Origin of the sequence: Hyphomonas sp. GM-8P, assembly GCF_003263315.1 — a bacterium.
In the GTDB taxonomy this organism is placed as follows: domain Bacteria; phylum Pseudomonadota; class Alphaproteobacteria; order Caulobacterales; family Hyphomonadaceae; genus Hyphomonas.
In genome coordinates, this window is sequence record NZ_AWFE01000063.1 from 48,842 (window position 1) to 68,208 (window position 19,367).

The 19,367-nt window shown below is 58.6% G+C and carries 19 protein-coding genes; 1 reads left to right on the forward strand and 18 read right to left on the reverse strand.

The window, feature by feature from the left end; genetic code table 11:
* Nucleotides 1-2: 2 nt before the first annotated feature.
* Nucleotides 3-1,505 carry a serine protease gene (locus HY26_RS07820; RefSeq protein ID WP_158531449.1) on the forward strand — a complete coding sequence of 501 codons (1,503 nt, stop codon included), beginning with the start codon at nucleotides 3-5 and terminating at the stop codon, nucleotides 1,503-1,505.
* Here the strand turns inward: HY26_RS07820 and HY26_RS07825 are convergent.
* The 18 genes from HY26_RS07825 to HY26_RS07910 all read right to left on the reverse strand — a co-directional run bounded on the left by HY26_RS07825 (nucleotide 1,499) and on the right by HY26_RS07910 (nucleotide 19,277).
* On the reverse strand, nucleotides 1,499-2,749 hold the full coding sequence (locus HY26_RS07825) for a hypothetical protein (protein WP_139068950.1): 1,251 nt from the start codon (nucleotides 2,747-2,749) through the stop codon (nucleotides 1,499-1,501). The genes HY26_RS07820 and HY26_RS07825 overlap by 7 nt on opposite strands.
* 128 nt (nucleotides 2,750-2,877) lie before the next feature.
* The gene (locus HY26_RS07830; RefSeq protein WP_112073312.1) at nucleotides 2,878-3,537 is read right to left on the reverse strand and encodes a TetR/AcrR family transcriptional regulator; all 660 of its coding nucleotides are present in this window, start codon (nucleotides 3,535-3,537) and stop codon (nucleotides 2,878-2,880) included.
* Nucleotides 3,538-3,583: 46 nt separating this feature from the next.
* Nucleotides 3,584-4,048, reverse strand: coding sequence for an A24 family peptidase (locus HY26_RS07835; RefSeq protein ID WP_081813183.1), 465 nt, complete (start codon nucleotides 4,046-4,048; stop codon nucleotides 3,584-3,586).
* A gap of 116 nt (nucleotides 4,049-4,164) precedes the next feature.
* Nucleotides 4,165-4,989, reverse strand: a complete 825-nt coding sequence (locus tag HY26_RS07840) for a CAP domain-containing protein (RefSeq protein ID WP_034767705.1) — start codon at nucleotides 4,987-4,989, stop codon at nucleotides 4,165-4,167.
* Between the two features lie 96 nt (nucleotides 4,990-5,085).
* A complete protein-coding gene (locus HY26_RS07845) occupies nucleotides 5,086-5,553 on the reverse strand; it encodes a hypothetical protein (RefSeq protein ID WP_112073313.1) in 468 nt (155 codons plus the stop codon).
* Entirely contained in the window at nucleotides 5,546-6,286 is a 741-nt protein-coding gene (gspN, locus tag HY26_RS07850) for a type II secretion system protein N (protein ID WP_034767701.1), read from the reverse strand. The genes HY26_RS07845 and gspN overlap by 8 nt, the downstream gene beginning before the upstream one ends.
* Nucleotides 6,286-6,759 carry a type II secretion system protein GspM gene (gspM, locus tag HY26_RS07855; protein WP_112073314.1) on the reverse strand — a complete coding sequence of 158 codons (474 nt, stop codon included), beginning with the start codon at nucleotides 6,757-6,759 and terminating at the stop codon, nucleotides 6,286-6,288. The genes gspN and gspM overlap by 1 nt, the downstream gene beginning before the upstream one ends.
* A complete protein-coding gene (gene gspL / locus HY26_RS07860; protein WP_112073315.1) occupies nucleotides 6,756-7,859 on the reverse strand; it encodes a type II secretion system protein GspL in 1,104 nt (367 codons plus the stop codon). Before gspL ends, gspM begins: the two co-directional genes overlap by 4 nt.
* On the reverse strand, nucleotides 7,859-8,836 hold the full coding sequence (gene gspK, locus HY26_RS07865) for a type II secretion system minor pseudopilin GspK (protein WP_112073316.1): 978 nt from the start codon (nucleotides 8,834-8,836) through the stop codon (nucleotides 7,859-7,861). The genes gspL and gspK overlap by 1 nt, the downstream gene beginning before the upstream one ends.
* Nucleotides 8,836-9,402, reverse strand: coding sequence for a type II secretion system minor pseudopilin GspJ (gene gspJ, locus HY26_RS07870; RefSeq protein WP_034767698.1), 567 nt, complete (start codon nucleotides 9,400-9,402; stop codon nucleotides 8,836-8,838). Before gspJ ends, gspK begins: the two co-directional genes overlap by 1 nt.
* Nucleotides 9,399-9,761 carry a type II secretion system minor pseudopilin GspI gene (gene gspI, locus HY26_RS07875; RefSeq protein ID WP_112073317.1) on the reverse strand — a complete coding sequence of 121 codons (363 nt, stop codon included), beginning with the start codon at nucleotides 9,759-9,761 and terminating at the stop codon, nucleotides 9,399-9,401. Before gspI ends, gspJ begins: the two co-directional genes overlap by 4 nt.
* Complete coding sequence (locus HY26_RS07880; protein ID WP_034767696.1) at nucleotides 9,758-10,210, reverse strand: prepilin-type N-terminal cleavage/methylation domain-containing protein; 453 nt, start codon at nucleotides 10,208-10,210, stop codon at nucleotides 9,758-9,760. Before HY26_RS07880 ends, gspI begins: the two co-directional genes overlap by 4 nt.
* Nucleotides 10,211-10,218: 8 nt before the next feature.
* Nucleotides 10,219-10,665, reverse strand: a complete 447-nt coding sequence (gspG, locus tag HY26_RS07885) for a type II secretion system major pseudopilin GspG (RefSeq protein ID WP_034767694.1) — start codon at nucleotides 10,663-10,665, stop codon at nucleotides 10,219-10,221.
* Nucleotides 10,666-10,676: 11 nt separating this feature from the next.
* Complete coding sequence (gspF, locus tag HY26_RS07890; RefSeq protein WP_112073318.1) at nucleotides 10,677-11,885, reverse strand: type II secretion system inner membrane protein GspF; 1,209 nt, start codon at nucleotides 11,883-11,885, stop codon at nucleotides 10,677-10,679.
* A complete protein-coding gene (locus tag HY26_RS07895; RefSeq protein ID WP_112073319.1) occupies nucleotides 11,885-13,372 on the reverse strand; it encodes a GspE/PulE family protein in 1,488 nt (495 codons plus the stop codon). The genes gspF and HY26_RS07895 overlap by 1 nt, the downstream gene beginning before the upstream one ends.
* Complete coding sequence (gene gspD / locus HY26_RS07900; protein WP_034767687.1) at nucleotides 13,369-15,321, reverse strand: type II secretion system secretin GspD; 1,953 nt, start codon at nucleotides 15,319-15,321, stop codon at nucleotides 13,369-13,371. The genes HY26_RS07895 and gspD overlap by 4 nt, the downstream gene beginning before the upstream one ends.
* 3 nt (nucleotides 15,322-15,324) lie before the next feature.
* Nucleotides 15,325-16,218, reverse strand: a complete 894-nt coding sequence (locus tag HY26_RS07905) for a type II secretion system protein N (RefSeq protein WP_112073320.1) — start codon at nucleotides 16,216-16,218, stop codon at nucleotides 15,325-15,327.
* Nucleotides 16,219-16,673: 455 nt separating this feature from the next.
* The gene (locus HY26_RS07910; RefSeq protein ID WP_034767682.1) at nucleotides 16,674-19,277 is read right to left on the reverse strand and encodes a TonB-dependent receptor domain-containing protein; all 2,604 of its coding nucleotides are present in this window, start codon (nucleotides 19,275-19,277) and stop codon (nucleotides 16,674-16,676) included.
* Between the last annotated feature and the right edge of the window lie 90 nt (nucleotides 19,278-19,367).

Consider the following 19,367-nt stretch of genomic DNA (forward strand, 5'->3'; position numbering starts at 1 on the left):
CCATGAAGAACTTCGTCCGCCCATTCCTTTCGGCCGCTGGGTTTCTGGCTCTGGTCAGTGCCTGCCAGACGGCACCGGATGACGCGCCGAGCGCAGAACAGCTTGCATGGACGTCCACACTCGATGCTGATGCCCGCGCTTCAGACCGGATCGTCAATGGAGACCGGTCCACGCTGGCGCAGTGGCCTTATATCGCAACCTTGCGGCATGAGACGCGGAGCGGGCGGCTGCAATATTTCTGCGGAGGCACTTTCATTGCCCGGCGATGGGTGCTGACCGCAGCGCACTGTTTTGAGGGGGAATCCCGGCAGGTCGATGGACGGTGGGAATGGAAACCGCGGGCCAAACTGGAAATTGTCGGTGGCACCGACGACCTCGGCGCCGGCGATGAGAGCGTGTTTGAAGTCGACGCTGTCATGATCCATCCGGACTATAAGCCGACTATGGAAGTCGCACCCGGTGTCTGGGAGGGATCGGAAAACGACCTCGCCCTGGTTCGTATCGGACGCACCTGGACCGGACAGCTGGCGCGGCTTTCATCGGGCGGGGCCTCCGACAGTGACGTGAATGGTGCGCGGGCCTTTGTTGCGGGGTTTGGCAAGCAGGCTGATTCGGGCGCGCAGGCACGTTTGGAGACGTTCCGCATCGGCGCCGGCGACCGGTCTGGCCAGGCGGGCTCGCGCTATCTCTATCACGCCATGCTGCCCATGAAGCCGCCGGAGGTGTGTGGCGCGCAATATGCTGACCTTGCCTATGACGGTAGCACGCAGATCTGTGCGGGCCGGAAGTTCGGCGGCGTCGACAGCTGTCAGGGTGATAGCGGCGGCCCACTGGTCGCGCTCGATGCCAGTGAGCGGACTTATCAGGTCGGCATTGTGAGCTACGGATTTGAATGCGCTGCGGCGAAATCGGAGGGCGTCTACACGCGCGTCTCACCCTACAGGAGCTGGATCGAGACCACGGCGCGTGGCGCCATGTTTGTCGATGCCCAGCCGGAGCAGGTCTTCGTTGCGACCGCGGAAACGATGGAAGCCATGGCGCGGGTGCTCAGCCCCACTAGCGATCGCATCAACCTGAGCGTGGCACAGGAAGGCGAAGGCGCAAACGCGGCGCTGAAGATTTCCGTGACGCCAAAAATCGATGGCCGCCTCATAGTCTTCGAGCTAGAGAATTCCGGCCGGATCAATACCTACTTCCCGAACGACAGGACTCCGGAAGAAAGGGCCATCGTCAAAGCCGGGCGGACGATCAATTTGCCCGAAGTACCGTGGATGATCATCCCACCTGCTGAAGACGGCGCGAGGATCTATGCCTTCGTCATTCCGGAGGGCGTTGCGTTTGCGGGCGACCTGTTACCGACACCAGCGAGGATGCGGACCGTCGCGGAAGAGGAACAGCCGGAGCGAGAGCCGGTCGATTTCGCCACGCGCATGCTGACAGAAGTCGCCAACCGGTCGAGCGAAGGCGGGCTATCGGATTGGGCTGCAGCGACCGCGACTTACTGATCGTCCTCGTTGTCGGCCAGTTCTTCTTCCAGCAACTCTTCGACACGAGCGTCTGCCTCTTCGAGCAGGGTTTCAGCCTCGTCAATCTTGTCTGACGGCAATGGACCACGCCAGTTGAACACGTGTTCGATGTCGAACAAGGCGTCTTCGACGTCATCACGCGCCTCGATCAGGTCGTCTGAGCTCGTATCCTCGTCGGCGAGCGTACGGCGCAGGTCCAGCACGGCACGGCGGAGGGCGCGCTCAAGCCCACGCTGCGTGGTTAGCTCACCTGCCCGTTCCTCTTCTTCGTCGCGGCGCGTGCCTTCCTTGTCAATTTGCTTGCGGAGCTCTTCTTCGGCAGCTGCCTGTACGGCATTGGAGCGCAGCAGCGAACCGATATCAGAGAGCAGCGGATCGCCGCGCTTCAGCTCCAGAACATCCACAAAGAGGTTGAAGATGCCCGAGTCCCGATCGACGCCGGAATAGTCGAGCGGCATCCAGCCCGTTTCAAGGGCGGCCGCGGCGGGGCCAGAGATGTACTGTCCGCGTTGAAGCTCGGGAAACTTGAAAACACCGCGGGCAAAGCCTGACGCGTCGTGAAACTCCACTGCGCCTTCAGGTGTGAATTGGACATAGGTTCGCGGCTCCGGGCGCTCAAAGTCCAGCACAAGGAGGTAGTCGCGAGAATCGTAACGCGCCTGCCGTTCGAATTCATTCGATACGACCTTGAGCAACTCGGCATTAAAATAGCCGGACTGTTCGTCATCGGGCACCAGGCGGATCTCTGCATAGAAGGATGGCCGGGAGACAAGGCCGAGACGGTTCCATTCCGCCAGGAATTCTGGCGGCGCATTGCCAAATGACGGCCCGGACGGATCGAAACCTTCCCTGATCACATGAACACAGCCGACTTCCCGATTGAACTCCATCATGTCAGGGCTGGTGAATAGTTTTCCGCTGACAACGCCGGTGCTGCGGTCAATCTTAGGCGCGCCCATCTGCTGGAGCCAGGCGCCGACGGAATCGAAGGCCAGCATGCCAGCCTGCAGCGCCAGTTCCTGGCCGAATCCGAGTGTCCGGTCTCCCGGGCCGCGCGTGTCTGGCGGCAGGCAGGAATCGTCCAGCATGATGCGAAGGTCAGAGCCCATGCCGTCGGAAACCACCGGCGGCCTTGTATTGATGCTTCTAGTCAGACACCCCGTCAGCGCCGTGCAGGCGCCAATCATTGCCGTGAACGCCAGAACGCTGCGTCTCTTTCCCACGACCGACTCCTCACTCAAGACCGATCGAACCGATGACCGGGTACGCCCGTCTTTCCCCTGAAAATTCAATTCACAACAGTTTTAAGGCCACGGCAACAGTAACCGTGTTCTCCGCCGCCTCATTCCAGTCAGGTGCAGCTTTTCTGACGGAAGGATTCAAAGCCTGCCGTAGTGAACTTCACCATGTGCTCATAGGCGTCTGTGAGGTCGCTGGAGCGGCATAGGCCACCGGACAGATGGTCGATGCGTCCGGTTTGGGCAAATGTTAGCGTCAGGGCGCCAGACAGGCAGTGATAAGCCCAGTAGAGGTCGCGATCTTCCATCCCCGGCAAGGCCAGGCGGAAGGCGTCCATGAAACGATCGACCAGCGGATCAAAGAATTGCGTCATCAATACGCCGCCCCATTCAGGAGAATTGTTCACGTAGGCGATCAGGGCGTAGTAGTTTTTCCAACCCTCTTCCTGAACATGGTCGCCGATCAGCAGAGGACGCAGATAGGCCCGGATGATCGCCTCTACGGTGGGCGCCTGATCGCTCTGCTGCAGGCATTCGTCCAGCTGGTTCAGGCGCAGCTGGTTCATGATTTCGGCACGGCGCACCAGTACGGCATCGAACAGGTCCCGTTTCGGTCCGAAATAATAGTTGGGCAGCGCGACATCGACACCGGCATGCTTGGCGATGGCGCGCAGCGTAACGCCGTCATAGCCATGCCTTGCGAACTGTTCCTCTGCCGCATCGAGGATCGCGGTGCGTCGGTCAGGTCGTGTTTTGGTCCGCGTTCCCGTCATACACAGCTCCTACCGCTCCAGCATCCGCACATCAATCGGTTGGGGGTCAGAGCCACACCAACCTGAATTGTCCCAGCCAGACCACACCTATCCCGAGCGCCAGAAACGGACCGAAAGGCATCATGCCGTCAGGCCGGCGCCCCATCAGTGTGAGCGCCCCGGCAAAGGCAAGTCCTGAGCCGCTCGCAATGAGCACGATCCATGGAAGACCGATCCAGCCGCACCACGCTCCGCCCGCCGCAAGCAGCTTCGCATCCCCGCGGCCGAGACCATCCCGACCGCGCAACGCCCGGTAGCCCTTTTCGATCCCCAGAAAGAAAACATAGCCGCCTGCCGCTCCGATCAGTGCAATCCAGACGTCTCCGGTAAAATACCATGACTGGACGAGGCCCGCACCGATCAGTGGAAGAGTCAGCGCGTCAGGCAAGCGCAAAGTGCGTATGTCTATCCAGGTGAGCGCCGCCAATGCTGGCAGGAGCACCACGCCCCAGAGCAACATGTCGGTTGTCATGAACGCCTGCCCCTTTGCCGCTGCGACATCCAGCCTGCAGCATAGAAGCATCCCTCCGAAACGAAAACGCCCGGGCACAGGGCCCGGGCGAATTGGAATATGTCTAGAGACTTACCTCAGAGCGATGAGGAGATGGCAGGGCCTCTCAGCGTATAGATACTGTTATTGCTTTCCACGTCCATCTGGATGAACCCTTCGGAAATCTCAGGCACCGAAGCAGGCATTTTGCTGCCGATGCCGCGCATCAGGGTTTCACCAGTGGCCGAGACCACGGACCAGCCCACCGGTTCGAACTGATCATTATAATTCGCAGCCAGATTTGTGCGCGGCGCAGCGACGAGTGGGACTGGCGTGTTGAGCTGTCCATCGACGCGAGCGAAGAGCTGCACGACGTAGAGCACACCGTTTGCCTCGACAGCAGCGACACCCATGTGGTCGAACTCATCCCGCTCCACGTTTGCAGCATTGGCCTCATCCGCCATGATGACCTTCTGGACATCTTCGGGAGAAGCACCCGCTTTCACGATGACGATGTTTGCACCGAATGAACCGATCAGAGCGCTGCGCTCCATCATGCGGACCCGGTCAAGGTGGGTGCGGCCTTCCAGGTCTTCGTGAGACGCATACCCCCGCACCGCCATATCGTAGGCGTGCAGCCGGGCCGCTTCGCTCAGGGAGCTGAGCATCCGCAGCTCAGACTCGCCCTGACTGGCACGTTGTTCGCCCGCCAGACGGAACAGCTGATCCGCCATCACGGCATCAGCCTCGACGCCGCTGATGTCCTTCAGGCAGGCATTCGCCTCCTGCTGGAATGCCGTCGGTGTGATGGCGTACCCATTGGAAAGGTCGCAGGCAGAATTTGCTTCTGCGAAGGAAGGACCGCTCAGGGCCGCAAAGGCCAGCGCCGAAACGGACAGAATTTTGGAGGCACGATGTAACATAACCGTCACATTACGCATTGTGACGCTTATGTGTCAATACGATCCAATATAATGGATTATTTGTGTATTGTAGTAGTTATTACAGAAAACAGGATGTCACTCAGGCTGGCAAGCAGTCAATCCTGTAAGCGGTGTTATGATTTCCCATCCATCCGCATTGTTATAAATCATTCGCGCCAGCGGCACGCGGCGCCCGCCTTCGATCTCTTCTCCGGGGGTCAGGGTCAACATGACCGGATTGCCATCCGTCCTGCTAAACGCCATCCGGGTCAGAAATTGTCCAAAAACATCGCCATCCTGCGAATCGACATTCAGCGTTTGCCGGCGGCCATCGACGATTGCTTCAGCCGTGGGATCCCCCGCCGGATAGAACAGAACGAAGTGCCGGGGTTCGTCACGCGACCACAGGAACAGACCGCACGTACCGGGCTCCAGAGTCTGGGCTGGCAATGAGGTCACAGCCGCTTCAGGTGCAGCCGCAGGTGTATCCGGTACCTGCACAGTACCCGACGAGGCACAGGCGCCAAGAAACACGAACCCGGAAAGAAGGAGGGTCTTATTCACTGGACGTTTCCCCGCTCGACAATTGCTGCATGTAGACAAACCGGCCCGCCTCGTTGGTGAAACCGGCAAGCAGAAGAGCATTCGTCTGATTCTCGGGCACGTCCCAAAGCTCCAACCGGCCGTTGCCCTGCAGGGAAGATCTCGCTGAGATGCGAGTTCCGTCTGCTGCGCGGCCCTCGACCGAGACGACCAGATCTCCATCCGCGCAGGACAGCACTCCGTCAAGATCGGGCCAGTTCGCTCCGTAAACGGCAGAAATTCTGGACAGCGCATCCGTATTTACTTTACCGCTCGCGGTCCGGCAGCCATCCGCCGTCGCTTCGATCGACATATTTGACAGGCGCAGTGAAACTTCCTGCGCCGGAAACAGAGAAGAGATGCGCGCCGCATCGAACATGACCATTGCACGTCCTTGCCGGATCAGAATTTGGTCACCCGATAGCGCTGCGAGTGCGGAGCCCTGTCCGGAGGGACCGCTCCAGCGGAGAAGGTGACCCGGCTGCCCTCGGATCATTCGCATGAGACTGAAATCACCCTGAACCGCGCCCACAGCATCGCCGTGCACAGCCAGCCCCGTGACCTGACCGTGCCACACGGTACCGCGTGCTTGCTGCCAGGAAACGCCCTGCTCCACGATACCCGTCCGCTTCAGGACGAACGACAGGGGCGCGCTGGCGATCAAGGTAACGACAAAAACGCCGGCGAATACGATGAGAAGCAACGATTTCCGCATCACAACGCGCCTCCTCGGAATTCGAAACTGGCGCGAACTGTGCCGGCCGTATCAGCAAATACAGATGCCTGAGCCGGTTCAGCCCCCAGTTCACGTTCGGCGGCTTCCAGCCAGGCAAACAAGGGCTGCACCGACACCTGGTCGAACTGAATGATGATGGCGCCGCGTTCGCTCGTTTGGAGCCGGGAAACCGATATGCCTCGCTGAGCGGCAAGTTCGACCAGCCTTGAACGCAGATCCTGCCCTTCAACAGCAGACACCCCGGATGCCGTTCCAGCATTGGCAACCGGCCGGGCTGCGGTTACCGCATCAAGTGTTCTGGAGGCTAAGGCGAGCGATGCCGCCGCACTTTCTTTCGCGGCGCGCAATGGCTGCACGACAAGCAGATTGGCGAGCAGGACCGCAACAAGCAATCCAGCAAGAACAATCAGCAGGCGCTCACGCATAGAACGTGTGGACCAGTACTCCGTCATGATGCCAGCTCCAGTATCATGTCGCCAACGACTCGGCCGTCTTCCACCCGCGCATCTCCAAGCCGGACAGACAGACCGCCAGCCTCAATTGCATTCTTGAGTGTCTCGTCATCGCCAAAGGCGCTGTAGACAAGTTTCGCCTGCAACTGTCCTGCATCGGCATCGTAGCGAAGGCTGGAGAGGCGAACACCGTCCTCATCTGCCAGCGCTGCATAGAGCACACTTGCCATTTTCCTGAACCCTGCAGCAGGCCTTTGGGTGCCACTGGAGCGCTCGCGGACCGCAGCAAGTATGTTCGACGGCACCGGCTCTCCCGGGTACAGGGCAGTGAAGCTTGCCCGCGTCTGACGATCCAGCACGGCTTCCAGTTGGTCCATGGAACGAATGCTGGCAAACGTGTAGACGCCCCACGCCAAGGCACAAGCTGCAGCGAGACCGGCCAGGAGACGGAAACGTTTCAGGTCTATCGGCAATTCAGCTTTGCGTGCGAAGTCAGCCTGTCTCAGGTCGATGCCAGCATTACCTGCCGCAAACCGACGCGCGAGTGCAAGCAACGCATCGTCAGCATGCTCTGGCTCTGCCCCAGCGCGCTGCATCAGCGCGGAGACGAGCTCCGACGGTAGGGATTTATCAATCGCGAACGGCTTGTCCTCTCCAGCAACGAGGATGCGATCACCAATCTCCAAAGGCGCCGATCCGGCCTTGAGCAAGGTGACATCGGGTACGAGACGGGCATCCTCCAGTCCCGCCTCTGACAGACGGCGCATCCAGTCTTCCATGACCGGTCGCGCCACCATGCACACCGTGCCTTTTCCGGTGGAATTCCGGTGCTGGTCGATCGCAACATGCAGTCCCTCGACTGGCACGGCTATATCGTCTTCGACCGCAAAACGTGCCGTCCGCAACCAATCAGCCTTACGGGCGCCCACCAGGCGCACTGTGGAAATTGCTACCTCCGTTGCCGGCACAATTACCGTCACCTCGTCAGAACTTGCGGCTGTCTCCTGTGGCGACAACAAGGTCACCGCGCCGGCAGTAATGACCGCGAACCGCCATGGCTGACCATTCGCAGGAAGAAGAGCGATGAGATGGCGCGCCATTAGAATTCCCTCCGCACCATTGAAACCAGGGCCACGTTTCCGGTTTCCGACCGCCGGTAAAGTGCCTGGTAATTCGTGATCAGATCGCCCGTCCCGATGTTGATGTCCGCTGACAAATAGTCCGACGCAAGCGCGAGCACCATGTCATTTCGGGCGTCTGGTGCAATCTTCATGACAGCGTCCTGCTGAATAAAGCCCTCTTTGCTCAACCACCCGCCGGCAGGACGGGAGTCAATCAATGCTCGGGCATCATCGAGGGATAGTTCTTGCGAATATAGCGCAACAAGAAGCGGCGCCTGTTCAAGGCTCAATGTATTTATGTTGAGTACGGATTGCTCCTGTTCCGGACGCAGGCAAACGAGGTGTTCAATCCTTGCGAAAACTTCCGGATCATATCCTGCTATGGCTTTGAGCTCGCTGACGCTTCGCAGTTTTGTGTTGGCGGCGCGATAGGATTCGGCCTGAGATGCGTAGTATCCATCTTCTGCGCCATAGGTACGGGTGGAATAGTCGGCATCGATCCAGTCGGCCAGTTTCTGGGCCAGAGATTCTGCCTCTGCGTCGTCAAACTCAGCCGCGACAAGCAAGTCATCATACGCCTGAAGCGATGCGTCGCTGACTTCACCGTCACCCGCGCTATTGAAGAGCGCATTCAGATTGAAGCAATTGGAGGCTTCCCTCGCCTGAACCACGACCACACCATTTCCAGCCGGAAGGGTGATAGTTTGAGCGAACAATTCAGACTCACTGTTCAGGGCACCCTCATTCATCTCCAATGCTTTTGTGAGGTAAGTCGCAGCCGCATCCGCGGCGCCACGAGCCGTCCAGAATATCTCCGCCCTCGCGGAAGAAGACTTGATGATGAGGACAGACCGGGCAAGCGCGTCGGTCGCGGCAATCGCAGCCACAGACATCAACATGACGATTACGAGGACTGACAGGAGGCTTGCTCCCTTCTCCTTGTCGATCTTGCGCATCAGCCACCTCCCCCGATCAGGAAGAGTTCGGTCAACGCATCCGTGTCCGAGTATTCAAAGGTCAATTCAATGGCCGCTGGCATATCCTTTTCGCCCGCATTCCATTCAGGCACCCATTCCCGGCCATCGAAATATCGCGCTGTCATGCGGGACAATCCCGTGGCAAGCACGCGATCCGCATGAGGTGTATCAGCGGCCGGATCTGGGCGGAGCCAGGCGCGCCGCGTCAGCGTACCGTCCCGGAACTGATATTCGACCGCCAGCAATGACGCGCGATTGTCATCTGGAACCGGATGGCTCCAGCCGTCACGCACAAAGGCGACGAACGGCGAGGACGTATAGTCGGGCTGACCAGCATCTCCGTACAGCATCCGGATGTTTGCAAAATCGTCCCGCATCAGCGTGTGGGTCAGTTCAATTTCGCTGACGCTTTCTGTCGTTTTCCCGAGCCTGTCAGATGCCCTCACCGTTCCGATCAGCAGAGTTGATCCTGCAACGGCAATCATCGAGGTCAGCGCCAGAGCCACCAGCATCTCGATAAGGGTGAAACCCGCATCGTGCTTCATGGTCTCACCTGTACCAGCGTTTCCCGCATTGCGAGTCGCTGACCCGTCGCCGCGTCTGAGACAGTCACACGAATTCCGGCGAGACCGTTTTCGTCACGGATCTCGATTTCCCGCACCCAGTCAAATGACTGGCCACGCTGGATGCTCTCTCCTGATGCAGACCCGGCCCGGAGCACGGCCGGGTCAGAGACGGCCTCAACCAACCGGTTGTCCGCTTCAATGCGGGCCAGCGACAAACTTCGCGTATGCCCGGCATTGGCAGTTGTTTCCGTAACCAGATGGGCGAGTCCGATGGCAGCGATGGAAAACACAACCAGCGCCACAAGAACTTCAGCCAGGGTGAAACCACGATCTGTCATCGGCTTGGCTGCCACGGCAGTTCGAAGTCGCGGGTCCGGACACCTTTGGAAAAACGCACATCGGGGCCGGACACGATACCGGAAGCATCCATGACAATCTGGGGAAGTGCTTCATCTGATTTCGCGTTTGATTTACCCTGCATACTGATGGTCACGCCTCCGGACGCGCGACGGCTCGATGCTTCCACCGGCACCCAGCGGCCATTGATACGCGTATAAACCGTGTAGGCATTCTCCTCGATGCGAATGCCCTGCGCCTGCCCCCGGCTGATGGCCTGATCGAGCGTGCGGGTCATCAGCTTGTCGAATTGATCAGCTTCAGCATCCAAAGCATCAGGCCGTGATGGCATCACCATCACCACCATGGCGCTCGCAAGCGCCATGATGAACAGGGCGACCATGATCTCCACGAGGGAGAAGCCGCTATCCCGATGCGTGATACTGTACAAAAGACCGCCTATTCCCAGTTGCCGATATCGTCCGCCGTGCCCGCCTTGCCGTCCGGTCCGGACGAATAGACGTCGTAGGCTCCACCCGAACGCTGTCCCGGGACATCGTATTGATATGGGTTCCCCCAGGGATCATCACGCAACCGCTTGACGTATCCACCCGGCCGGTATGTCGCGATGTCCGCACCCGCCGGCGGTTTCTTGAGTGCCGCAAGACCGGCCTCCGCATTCGGATAGGAATACATGTCGAGGCTGTACATTTCGAGCGCACTTTCAAATGCGGCGATGTCCGCACGGACCTTGCCGACGCGTGACTGTTCGCCCACGGGCGCGACGTTGATGATCACCAGGGTCGCAAGCAGGCCCATGATGAAGATAACCACCATAAGCTCCACCAGGGAAAAGCCGGCATCCTTGGGGCGGCGGGGTCTGGCAATCTTCCTGATTGGTTTCATGAATGTGTCTCCTATGACATGGCGAGCGTGTTGAGCTGGAGGATCGGTAGCATGATCGACATCACGATCAGCCCGACGATACCCCCCATCAGCACGATAATAAGTGGTTCTGCCAGCGCCAGCAGCGCGGCGGAGCCCGTTTCGAACTCTGTATCGAGAAAATCTGCGGCCCGGTTCATCATGCCGGAAACATCGCGGCCCGCTTCACCGCTGGTGACCATATGCACCATCATCGGCGGAAAAACTCCCGTAGCAGACAAGGCGCTGGATAAGGATCCGCCCTCACGAACTCTTTCAGCGATGAAGTCCGTCGCATCAGCGATGACCGTGTTATTGGCGGCGCCCTTTGCTCCTTCAAGCGCCTCCAGAATTGTTGCGCCAGAAGCCGACAAGGTTGCGAAGACGCGGGCGAAGCGTGCAGCGGCAACCGTACGTGTCTGAGAACCAATCAAGGGCAGTCGGAGAACAAACCTGTCCAGACTGCGCCGCATGGCGGGCTGGCGCAGGAGGCGCGCACCCAGGAACACGAGCGCAGCAAGAATTAACAGGATGATCAATCCGTATTCCCGCACACCATTGGATAGGCCGATCACAATTCGCGTCAGTAGCGGCAGCTGAGCGTCGAACAAATCGAACTGTTCCACGAGCCGCGGAACCACGACCACCATGAGCGCAATGACCATGCCCATTGCCATGACGGTCAGAAGCGCGGGATAAATCAGCGCGGCGCGGACTTTCTGGCGCAGCTGATAGCTGCGCTCCAGATAGGTCGCGAGGCGCTCCATGATCTCGCCTAATTGGCCAGACATCTCACCTGCCGCTGTAACAGCACGGACGAGTGGGGGGAACGCATCCGGCGCTAACGCCATGGCTTCTGACAATCGAGCGCCCTCAACGACATCCGCACGAACCGTGTGGACAGCCTTTTGTACGCTGACAGGGTTTTCGTTGCCTGCACATGCACCAAGCGCCTGTTCCACAGCCAGACCGGACTTGAGCAACACAGACAATTGCCGGACTAGAAGCACGCGTTGCTTGTCGCTGAGCCGGCCACGGCGAACGACAGTCTTGGACTGCTTTTCCGCGACGGGGTCCACATTCAAGACCATCAAGTCACGCAGTCGCAGTTCCTTGCGGGCTGACCGCGCACTGTCTGCGGAGATTATGCCTGATCGGCGTTTTCCTTCGGCATCAAGTGCAACATATTCGAAGGCGGCCATTACTGACCTCCTTTGCGGCAGGCGCGCAGAACTTCCGCAACACTGGTCTCCCCCGAGATCACATATCGGCGCGCATTGTCCAGCAGACGGTCATGGTCCGCGAATGCCACCTGATCGATCGCATCTTCAGACGCACCATCCCCCAGCATGTTGCGGATACTACGATCCGCCACGAGCAGCTCATAAACGCCCAGACGTCCTGTGAAACCGGTTTGGCCGCAGGAGATACAGCCTTGCGGGTCATAGACCGTCAGCTCAGTATCGCCAGAAAGGCCAAGCGCTTCACACTCGGCGTGCGTCGCATTTCGCGCAGTCTTGCAAACCGGACAAAGTTTCCGAACAAGGCGCTGCGCCATGATCGCGCGCAGTGTTGAAGACAGAAGATAGTCTTCCACGCCCATATCGCGAAGGCGCGTAATCGCACCGGAGGCCGAGTTGGTATGCAACGTAGAGAGCGCAAGCCGGCCGGTTGAAGCGAATTCGAAAGCCACTTCGGCTGTTTCCGAGTCCCGGATCTCACCGACCATGACGACATTGGGATCCTGACGCAGGATCGATCGCAAGGTGGCCGCAAAGTTGAGGCCGACCTTGTGATCCATCTGCGTCTGGCTGATGCCCGGCAGGCCGTATTCGACCGGATCTTCCAGCGTCATGATATTGTCGCGGCCCGTATTCAGGCGCGAAAGTGCGGAATAGAGCGTCGTGGTTTTTCCGGACCCGACAGGCCCTGTAACCAGAATCACACCATTGGGCTGACTGAGAGCTTCGGTGAAACGCTGATAAGTGTCCTCGTCCATGCCGAGGTCTCTGAGATTCAGCAGAGCATTTTTTGTATCGAGCAGTCGAAGAACGACACGCTCGCCATAACGCGTGGGCAGTGTCGCGACACGCACATCAATGGACTTGCCGCCCGCGGACAGCGAAATCCGGCCGTCCTGAGGCAGGCGCTTCTCCGCAATGTCCAGCCGCGACATGACCTTGATACGGGACACAATCGGCGCGGCCAGTTTCCGCGGCGGGGTCAGAACCTCTACCAGGTCGCCGTCGATACGATAGCGAATGGACAATGTGTCTTCGAACGGATCGATATGAATATCGGACGCCCGCTGCTTCATCGCCTCGTGGATGAGGCCGTTGATCAAACGGATGACGGGCGCATCGTCCTGACCATCAAGCAAGTCAGCCGCTTTCGGCAAATCGTCGATCAGGCTCTCCAGACCGCCACGCGCATCCACTGCAGCATTGACGCTATCCCCGGCCAAAGCGTCTGCGGCAAACACATCTGCCAGCGTGCGCTCATAAGCATCCCGATCCAGCGGCTCCAGTTCGAAACTCGAGCCAAGCGCTCGCCGGGCCTCAAGCAGCGTCAGAGGGTCCGCCCCTGCCCGCATGCCGAGCGTCAGCACGTCCCGCCCGGGCAAGACAACAATCCCTTTGTCCTTCGCAAAGGCATAGGTGAATTGCTGGATGGCGGGCGCGGTCGTCATTGCGGTGGCGGGCTCCCAAGCACCTGGTTGACGAACCGGTCAAGGGACTCACCGCTGTCACCGTCTCCGGTCCACAATTCTTGCGCGCGCAGATAGCGATAGGAACGCGACGTCGCTGCGCGCGCATCATCACGATTTCGCACGATCGTTGGCCGAATGAACACCATCAGATTGGTTCGGCCCATTCCCTTGCCTTCCGACCGGAACAGACGCCCCGCGACCGGGATGTCACCCAGAACCGGAACTTTTTCGTTCGTGATACTCTCAGTTTGCTCAACCAGACCACCCAGGACGATGATCTCGCCATTGTCAGCAATAACACTCGTGCTGATCTTCCGTGTATTGAAGATCAGGTCCGTGCTGGAGCCCGTCGTGATTGCCTGCGCGATATTGGACACTTCCTGCGTGATATCGAGACGGATCGTATCGTCGTTCGAAATCCGAGGCGTAACATCAAGTCCAACACCAACGTCCCGGCGCTCAACCGTCCGGAACGGATTGGAGTTTGAGTCGCCAAGCACTTCGCCTGTCGCAACCGGGACTTCCTGACCGACGAGGAGTGACGAAGTTCCGTTGTCGAGCGTCATATTGAAGGGCTTGGAAAGGATGCGGGACTGGGTATCGTTCTCCACGGCCGTCAGGATGGCGCCAAACAAGGTATCACCGTCCTGCCCGCCAACACCGACGCTAAGGCCTGACAACCCAAGCAATGAGTTCACCGCCGCTTCCGCAAATGGGTTTGTTTCGGCCGTTCCCGTATTGAACGGCGTATTAGAACTGAGCGCGCCGGCGAGCGCCAGCATGCTGGGCGCGGACCGGGAATAGTTGGTGGAAACGAATGGCACGGTCGAGTCATTTGTACCCGACACCAGGAACTGCAAACCGAGCTCTCTTGCCGTATCGTCTGACATCTCGACAATGATTGCTTCGACCAGAACCTGTGAACGGCGCCGGTCAAGATCATTCACAATGCGCTCGAGCGCGCCCAGGGTTTCCGGAGGGGCACTGATCACGAGGGAATTGGTCGGCTCATGATGCGCAATCGTCGTCGATGCATCCGGCTCTCCACCAGCAGCGCGGCGCGCATCCATGGCGCCCGCCATTTGCTGGAGCACAGGAACGAGATCCGAAGCATTTGCATTGTTCAGCGGAATAACCCGAAGCGTGTCTTCCGTCCGGTCGTGGGAGTCGAGTTCCCGACTGACTTCGACCGCGCGCCTAACCAGCGCGTCATCACCCTTCAGGACAATGGCATTGCCCGTATCTGAGGCAACCGCCTGGAAGTTCACGCCATAGGAGTTCTCACCCGGCGGGACTGTGAGATTGGTCAAAATCAACGCCATTTCACGAGCAGGTATATTCTTCAAGCTGATCGTCTGGGTTACCGACGGATCGGAATCGATCTGCTTCAGCATGGCGCGCAGACGCGGCAGGTTTGATGCATAGTCAACGACGACCAGCGTGTTGGACGCATTGTTGGCGACAACCTGCCCCTGCTCCGCAATCAGCGGCTTGATCACTGCCGCGACATCCCGGGCGGAAGAATGCTTGAGCGCGAAGATTTCCGTGATGAATGTGTTGGAACCGCTTGCTGACGTGCTCGCGTCAGACACCGCCTGGCGCTCAGGCACGATACGGTAGGTAGACCTTCCAGCAGGGACGGCCGTGAACCCATGCACCCGCAGCGCGGATAGAAAGACATCAAATACCTGGTTCCGGGTCAAAGGAGTTGACGAAGAGACTGTCACGCGTTTGGTCCGTGCGTCAGGATGCACGATGAAGGTGTAGCCCGTGACGGTCGACACATCCGCAACGAGCGCAGACAGCTCGACATCATCAAAGTTCATGATGTGACGCGAAGGCTCAGGACCGCTTTCGCCAGCCAGGGCAAACGCATTTGGCGCTGTCGAAGCGAGCAGCGCAGCGGAGAGAACGGATTTGAGTTTCATAAGCTACGGGTTCTCCGGCAGCGTGAATATCTGGTCGACCTGTCGGCCATCGCGATCAATTCTGAGACGGACTTTTCTGGATGAGGAAAGCTTCATCGCAAGCTCGCCGGGGGCAGTGGCACCGACCGACACCCCGTCCACCGACAGCACAATATCGCCCGGCATCAACCCGGAACGCTCAAGCAGCGCAGCATCGCCCCGGCTGCCGATTTCGTATCCGACGAAATCCGATCCGCGATGAACCGGATTGATTACGAGATTGGCAAGGAAGTCCGTGGCCGTTGTGCTGATCAGGTCATCGCTTGCCGCCTGACCGCCATCCGAGGTGTTCGGTTTGATATCGCCGGGAGAAGACAGGACAGACAACCTGTCTGCACCACTGGACATAAGCAGCGCTTCGATCTGGCCATCCTTACGCAATGTCACGCGATCTCCATAAACGCGGTCCAGCACCACTCCATCGAGAATGGTTTCACCAGGCGCAAAAATGCTCAGCCGGTTGTTCGGCATCACGATCATCGCAACACCCGTGCCATTTGCAGAAGCGCGAACCCCTTTGAGAACGAGATTAAGCTTCGTTTCAGGGGCTTCCTGAACAATATCGGCAACGACGCCGCCCCTGTTGAATGGGTCGAGGGTCGTCAGGAGCGACATATTCCCCGACAATGCCGGCGCATCACCACCACCAGGTGCTTGACGGAAAACATCCCCCATGGGCTGAACACCCATCACAGCGCCACCAGGCTCGACGGCGATCCAGACCAGGCGCGCCAAGAGGAAGGCAATCAAGGCTATCAGGCAGATTTCAGCAACGCGAATAAGGGGGCCTGCGCTCCGCAAAAGCAGACGCCCGAAATCGGCCACAGACAATCCCGTCCGATCACCAAGTCCAGCCATCTCACTCAACTTCCACGTCCTTTCACCCAAAATCCGAACGGCGAACCAATCTCACCGGGCAGATCTGGCGCCTGCATTCTACAGGCTCAACCACCAACATGAACGTCCTGACTCCCGTAAAGGGATCTCTGCACAACTCTCAGGAGAGTCATTCGACAGCTTGGCAGGTTACCTATGCAATGTGCCGGGAATGTCCCAAACGCAAACTCTCCCTGCATACATCCTGCCACCTGGCGCCCTTGAGTGTAGATCCGCTGACATTCAAAGTCTGCGATAAACCGGACAAGGCAGAGACCCGGCCAGTCGCCGGAGTACCGCCTTCAGGTCGTTCGTTTACATGAGATATTTCGTACTTTTGTGACGCAAGTTACAGATATTTATGAGAAAGCCGATGTTTTCTCAGTAGCTGTCAGAAAAAGCCGCCGCGGCGCCGGAACACCGCGGCGGCAAAGAGATCAGAAGCGCAGAGTTACGCTGGCCGACAGACTGCGGCCCCGGTCATAGGTGTTGAATTCAGTCCGGCCGAGGTCATTGGCGTTCGACTGATATTCTTCATGAGCCTGATCCAGCAGGTTACGGCCGCTCAGCCCCAGTGTGAATTCCCGCCCCGCGACGGTGAAATCACGACGGTAGACAAGGTCCAGCTGGACGCCCGGATCCTCAATGATATCGGGCAATTCCGCACCAGGCTGATCCAGCCCGCGTTGCAGAATACGATCATCCACCCAACCGAGAAGCAGGGTCATCTGCTCGACATTGCTTTCCCAACCGAACTGGATGTTGGCGATATTTTCCGGCGTACCCTGAAGCTTTGATCCGTCGAGATTATACAGCGAGGCATCACGCAACGAACGGGAAATCGGGTCGAAAACCTGATCACCTTCCCCCGCCTGCACCTCTGAAGAGGTGTAGGTATAGTTGGCCGAGAACAGCCAGTCGCGATCATCGAACCAGGGATTGGAGATCGGCATGTTGAAGCGCGTACGATATTCCAGCTCGGCACCGGACAGAACAGCCTTCGGCGAGTTGATGAACGTCGTTTCGAACACGAACGTAGACGTCGAGAACTGAACTTCTTCGATCGGGTTTTTGATTTCCTTGTGGAATGCACCGATCGTAATGAACTCGTTCCGGCCAAGATAGTATTCGAGGCGGGCGTCATAGTTCTTAAGCTCACTGTCGACCAGGCCGCTGTTGCCCCGATAGGACCGCTCGGTTTCCGGATCGAAATAGTTCGACAAGGCGAGTTCACGGAACTGCGGACGCGCAATTGTCTGCGAGTATCCGAGACGCAGTTGGAGATCGTCAGCGAAGTTCCAGGTAAACGTCGCGGATGGAAGGACGTAATCGTTTTCGAGATTTACATCCCCAGCCCCCGGGTTACCGAAACGGTCGAACGTCCGCACGGTTTCTTCCGCCGTTTCATAGCGCGCACCAACTGTGGTGCGAATGAACGGGAAGAGTTCCAGGTCCGCCTGAACGTAACCGGCCACGACGTCGAGACCCGCAGAGTAGGAGTCGTTCGGCGTGGTCACTTCCTGCAGCACAAACCGCGCAGGATCGATGTTATCCGGCGAGAATAGATAGTCCGGACGGGCCATCTGGACGTCCAGCGGCAGCGAGTTACCGCCGGCGAACCGGAATGCGAGGAACTCGTAGTCACGGTCCGTGCTCGAAGAATCGAAGCCGCCGGAGATGATCGCTTCGCGCGTGCCATCAATCGTAGTCTCGTATTTCAGGTCAGCGCCATAAGCGACATTGTCATCCGTCAGTTCGGAGAAGCGAATGTCGTAGCTGTTAGCGACCGAATAGAGAATGTTGCCTTCATCATCCACGAAACGGCGAAGCGACCGCTCATACGGCGCATCCCGCGTGGATTGTGCCATTGAGCCGCGCCAGGAGAAGGTCAGGTCACCAAAATAGTGCTCACCACGAAGCTGACCAAATGTCAGACCACGCTCGAACCAGCCGGACGATTCATCATGAACCAGACCCGTGCTGCCCTGCGCGTTGAAGTCTTTACCTTCGTTGATCTGGGCTTCTTTGGAGGTCGAGTGAACATAGAACAGGGTGCCCTGCACTTCACCATCGGTCCATTCGGCTGTCGCCGATCCCAGCGCATTGACGGTCGCCGTCAGGTTGGTTGAGAACGTCCGGAAATCCGACCCCAGCACGTCGCCTTGCACGAACTGACGCACCGCATCCTTTGTTTGCCATTCCTGATCGTAACCGGCGACGCCAACCAGCCCGATTTCAAAGTCGCCTGCGTCGAAAGACATGCCACCATCGACGGATCCTTCGAAGTTCGGGCCAAGATCACCATTCTGAATCACGGAAAGCGGCGAATTCACCAGGCTTTCACCGACGGCCTCGATTTCGTCAGCGGTATAGCTGCTCAGACGTTGGTCGGAGGACAGAACTGCAGCAAGCGGACCGGGAATATCCCGAAGGCCGTCGTCATAACCGAGCCAATCGTAATCGCCGCCATTTACGTAGATGCCTTCCTTACCCGTCGTAGCGGTGTTCCACGTGCCACCGACCTTGAGGTTCAAAAAATTGTCGCGCGGCATCCGCAGCGTTTTCAGGTCAATCATGCCGCCGCCGAATTCGCCGGGGTATTGAACCGAGAAGGTTTTCTGAACAGCGGCCCCGTCAAGAATATTCGACGGGAACAGGTCCAGAGGAACAGTACGGCGCAGCGGTTCCGGGCTTGGTAGCGGGGAACCGTTCAGAAGCGCTGCCGAGTAGCGGTCGCCCAGACCGCGGACATAGGCGAACTTTCCGGACACAACGCTGAGACCGCTGAGACGCGTCAGGGCCAGAGCGGCGTTTGAGTCACCCTGACGGGCGAGATCTTCTGCCCCAAGGAAACTGGCGACCTGCGAAGTCTCGCGCTGAGGGGCGGGAATGTACTCACCGCGGATGACGACAGTTTCCAGCTGGCGCGCTTCCTCGGGTTGTTCCGTTTCAGTGTTTTCCTGAGCGACAGCCGGCGCTGCGAGAATGAGTGCCAGCGCCGTCGTCGACAGGATCGAATTTGAGATGTGATGGAATTTCATCTTCCTGGACCTTTGTTACCTGCGGCACCGGCCCGGCTTCGGTTTGCTTTCGCATCGTGCTCGGGCCGCAATAAAATCATAAGTGGCGGG

What these genes read in the sequence shown, in the direction of transcription:
- HY26_RS07840 (WP_034767705.1), bottom strand. Translation starts at nt 4,989, where the DNA reads ATGTTACATCGTGCCTCCAAAATTCTGTCCGTTTCGGCGCTGGCCTTT.
- HY26_RS07905 (WP_112073320.1), bottom strand. Translation starts at nt 16,218, where the DNA reads ATGGCTGGACTTGGTGATCGGACGGGATTGTCTGTGGCCGATTTCGGG.
- gspL (WP_112073315.1), bottom strand. Translation starts at nt 7,859, where the DNA reads ATGGCGCGCCATCTCATCGCTCTTCTTCCTGCGAATGGTCAGCCATGG.
- gspI (WP_112073317.1), bottom strand. Translation starts at nt 9,761, where the DNA reads ATGACAGATCGTGGTTTCACCCTGGCTGAAGTTCTTGTGGCGCTGGTT.
- gspK (WP_112073316.1), bottom strand. Translation starts at nt 8,836, where the DNA reads ATGCGCAAGATCGACAAGGAGAAGGGAGCAAGCCTCCTGTCAGTCCTC.
- HY26_RS07820 (WP_158531449.1), top strand. Translation starts at nt 3, where the DNA reads ATGAAGAACTTCGTCCGCCCATTCCTTTCGGCCGCTGGGTTTCTGGCT.
- gspD (WP_034767687.1), bottom strand. Translation starts at nt 15,321, where the DNA reads ATGAAACTCAAATCCGTTCTCTCCGCTGCGCTGCTCGCTTCGACAGCG.
- gspJ (WP_034767698.1), bottom strand. Translation starts at nt 9,402, where the DNA reads ATGAAGCACGATGCGGGTTTCACCCTTATCGAGATGCTGGTGGCTCTG.
- gspN (WP_034767701.1), bottom strand. Translation starts at nt 6,286, where the DNA reads ATGCGGAAATCGTTGCTTCTCATCGTATTCGCCGGCGTTTTTGTCGTT.
- HY26_RS07910 (WP_034767682.1), bottom strand. Translation starts at nt 19,277, where the DNA reads ATGAAATTCCATCACATCTCAAATTCGATCCTGTCGACGACGGCGCTG.
- gspG (WP_034767694.1), bottom strand. Translation starts at nt 10,665, where the DNA reads ATGAAACCAATCAGGAAGATTGCCAGACCCCGCCGCCCCAAGGATGCC.
- HY26_RS07895 (WP_112073319.1), bottom strand. Translation starts at nt 13,372, where the DNA reads ATGACGACCGCGCCCGCCATCCAGCAATTCACCTATGCCTTTGCGAAG.
- HY26_RS07830 (WP_112073312.1), bottom strand. Translation starts at nt 3,537, where the DNA reads ATGACGGGAACGCGGACCAAAACACGACCTGACCGACGCACCGCGATC.
- gspM (WP_112073314.1), bottom strand. Translation starts at nt 6,759, where the DNA reads ATGACGGAGTACTGGTCCACACGTTCTATGCGTGAGCGCCTGCTGATT.
- gspF (WP_112073318.1), bottom strand. Translation starts at nt 11,885, where the DNA reads ATGGCCGCCTTCGAATATGTTGCACTTGATGCCGAAGGAAAACGCCGA.
- HY26_RS07835 (WP_081813183.1), bottom strand. Translation starts at nt 4,048, where the DNA reads ATGACAACCGACATGTTGCTCTGGGGCGTGGTGCTCCTGCCAGCATTG.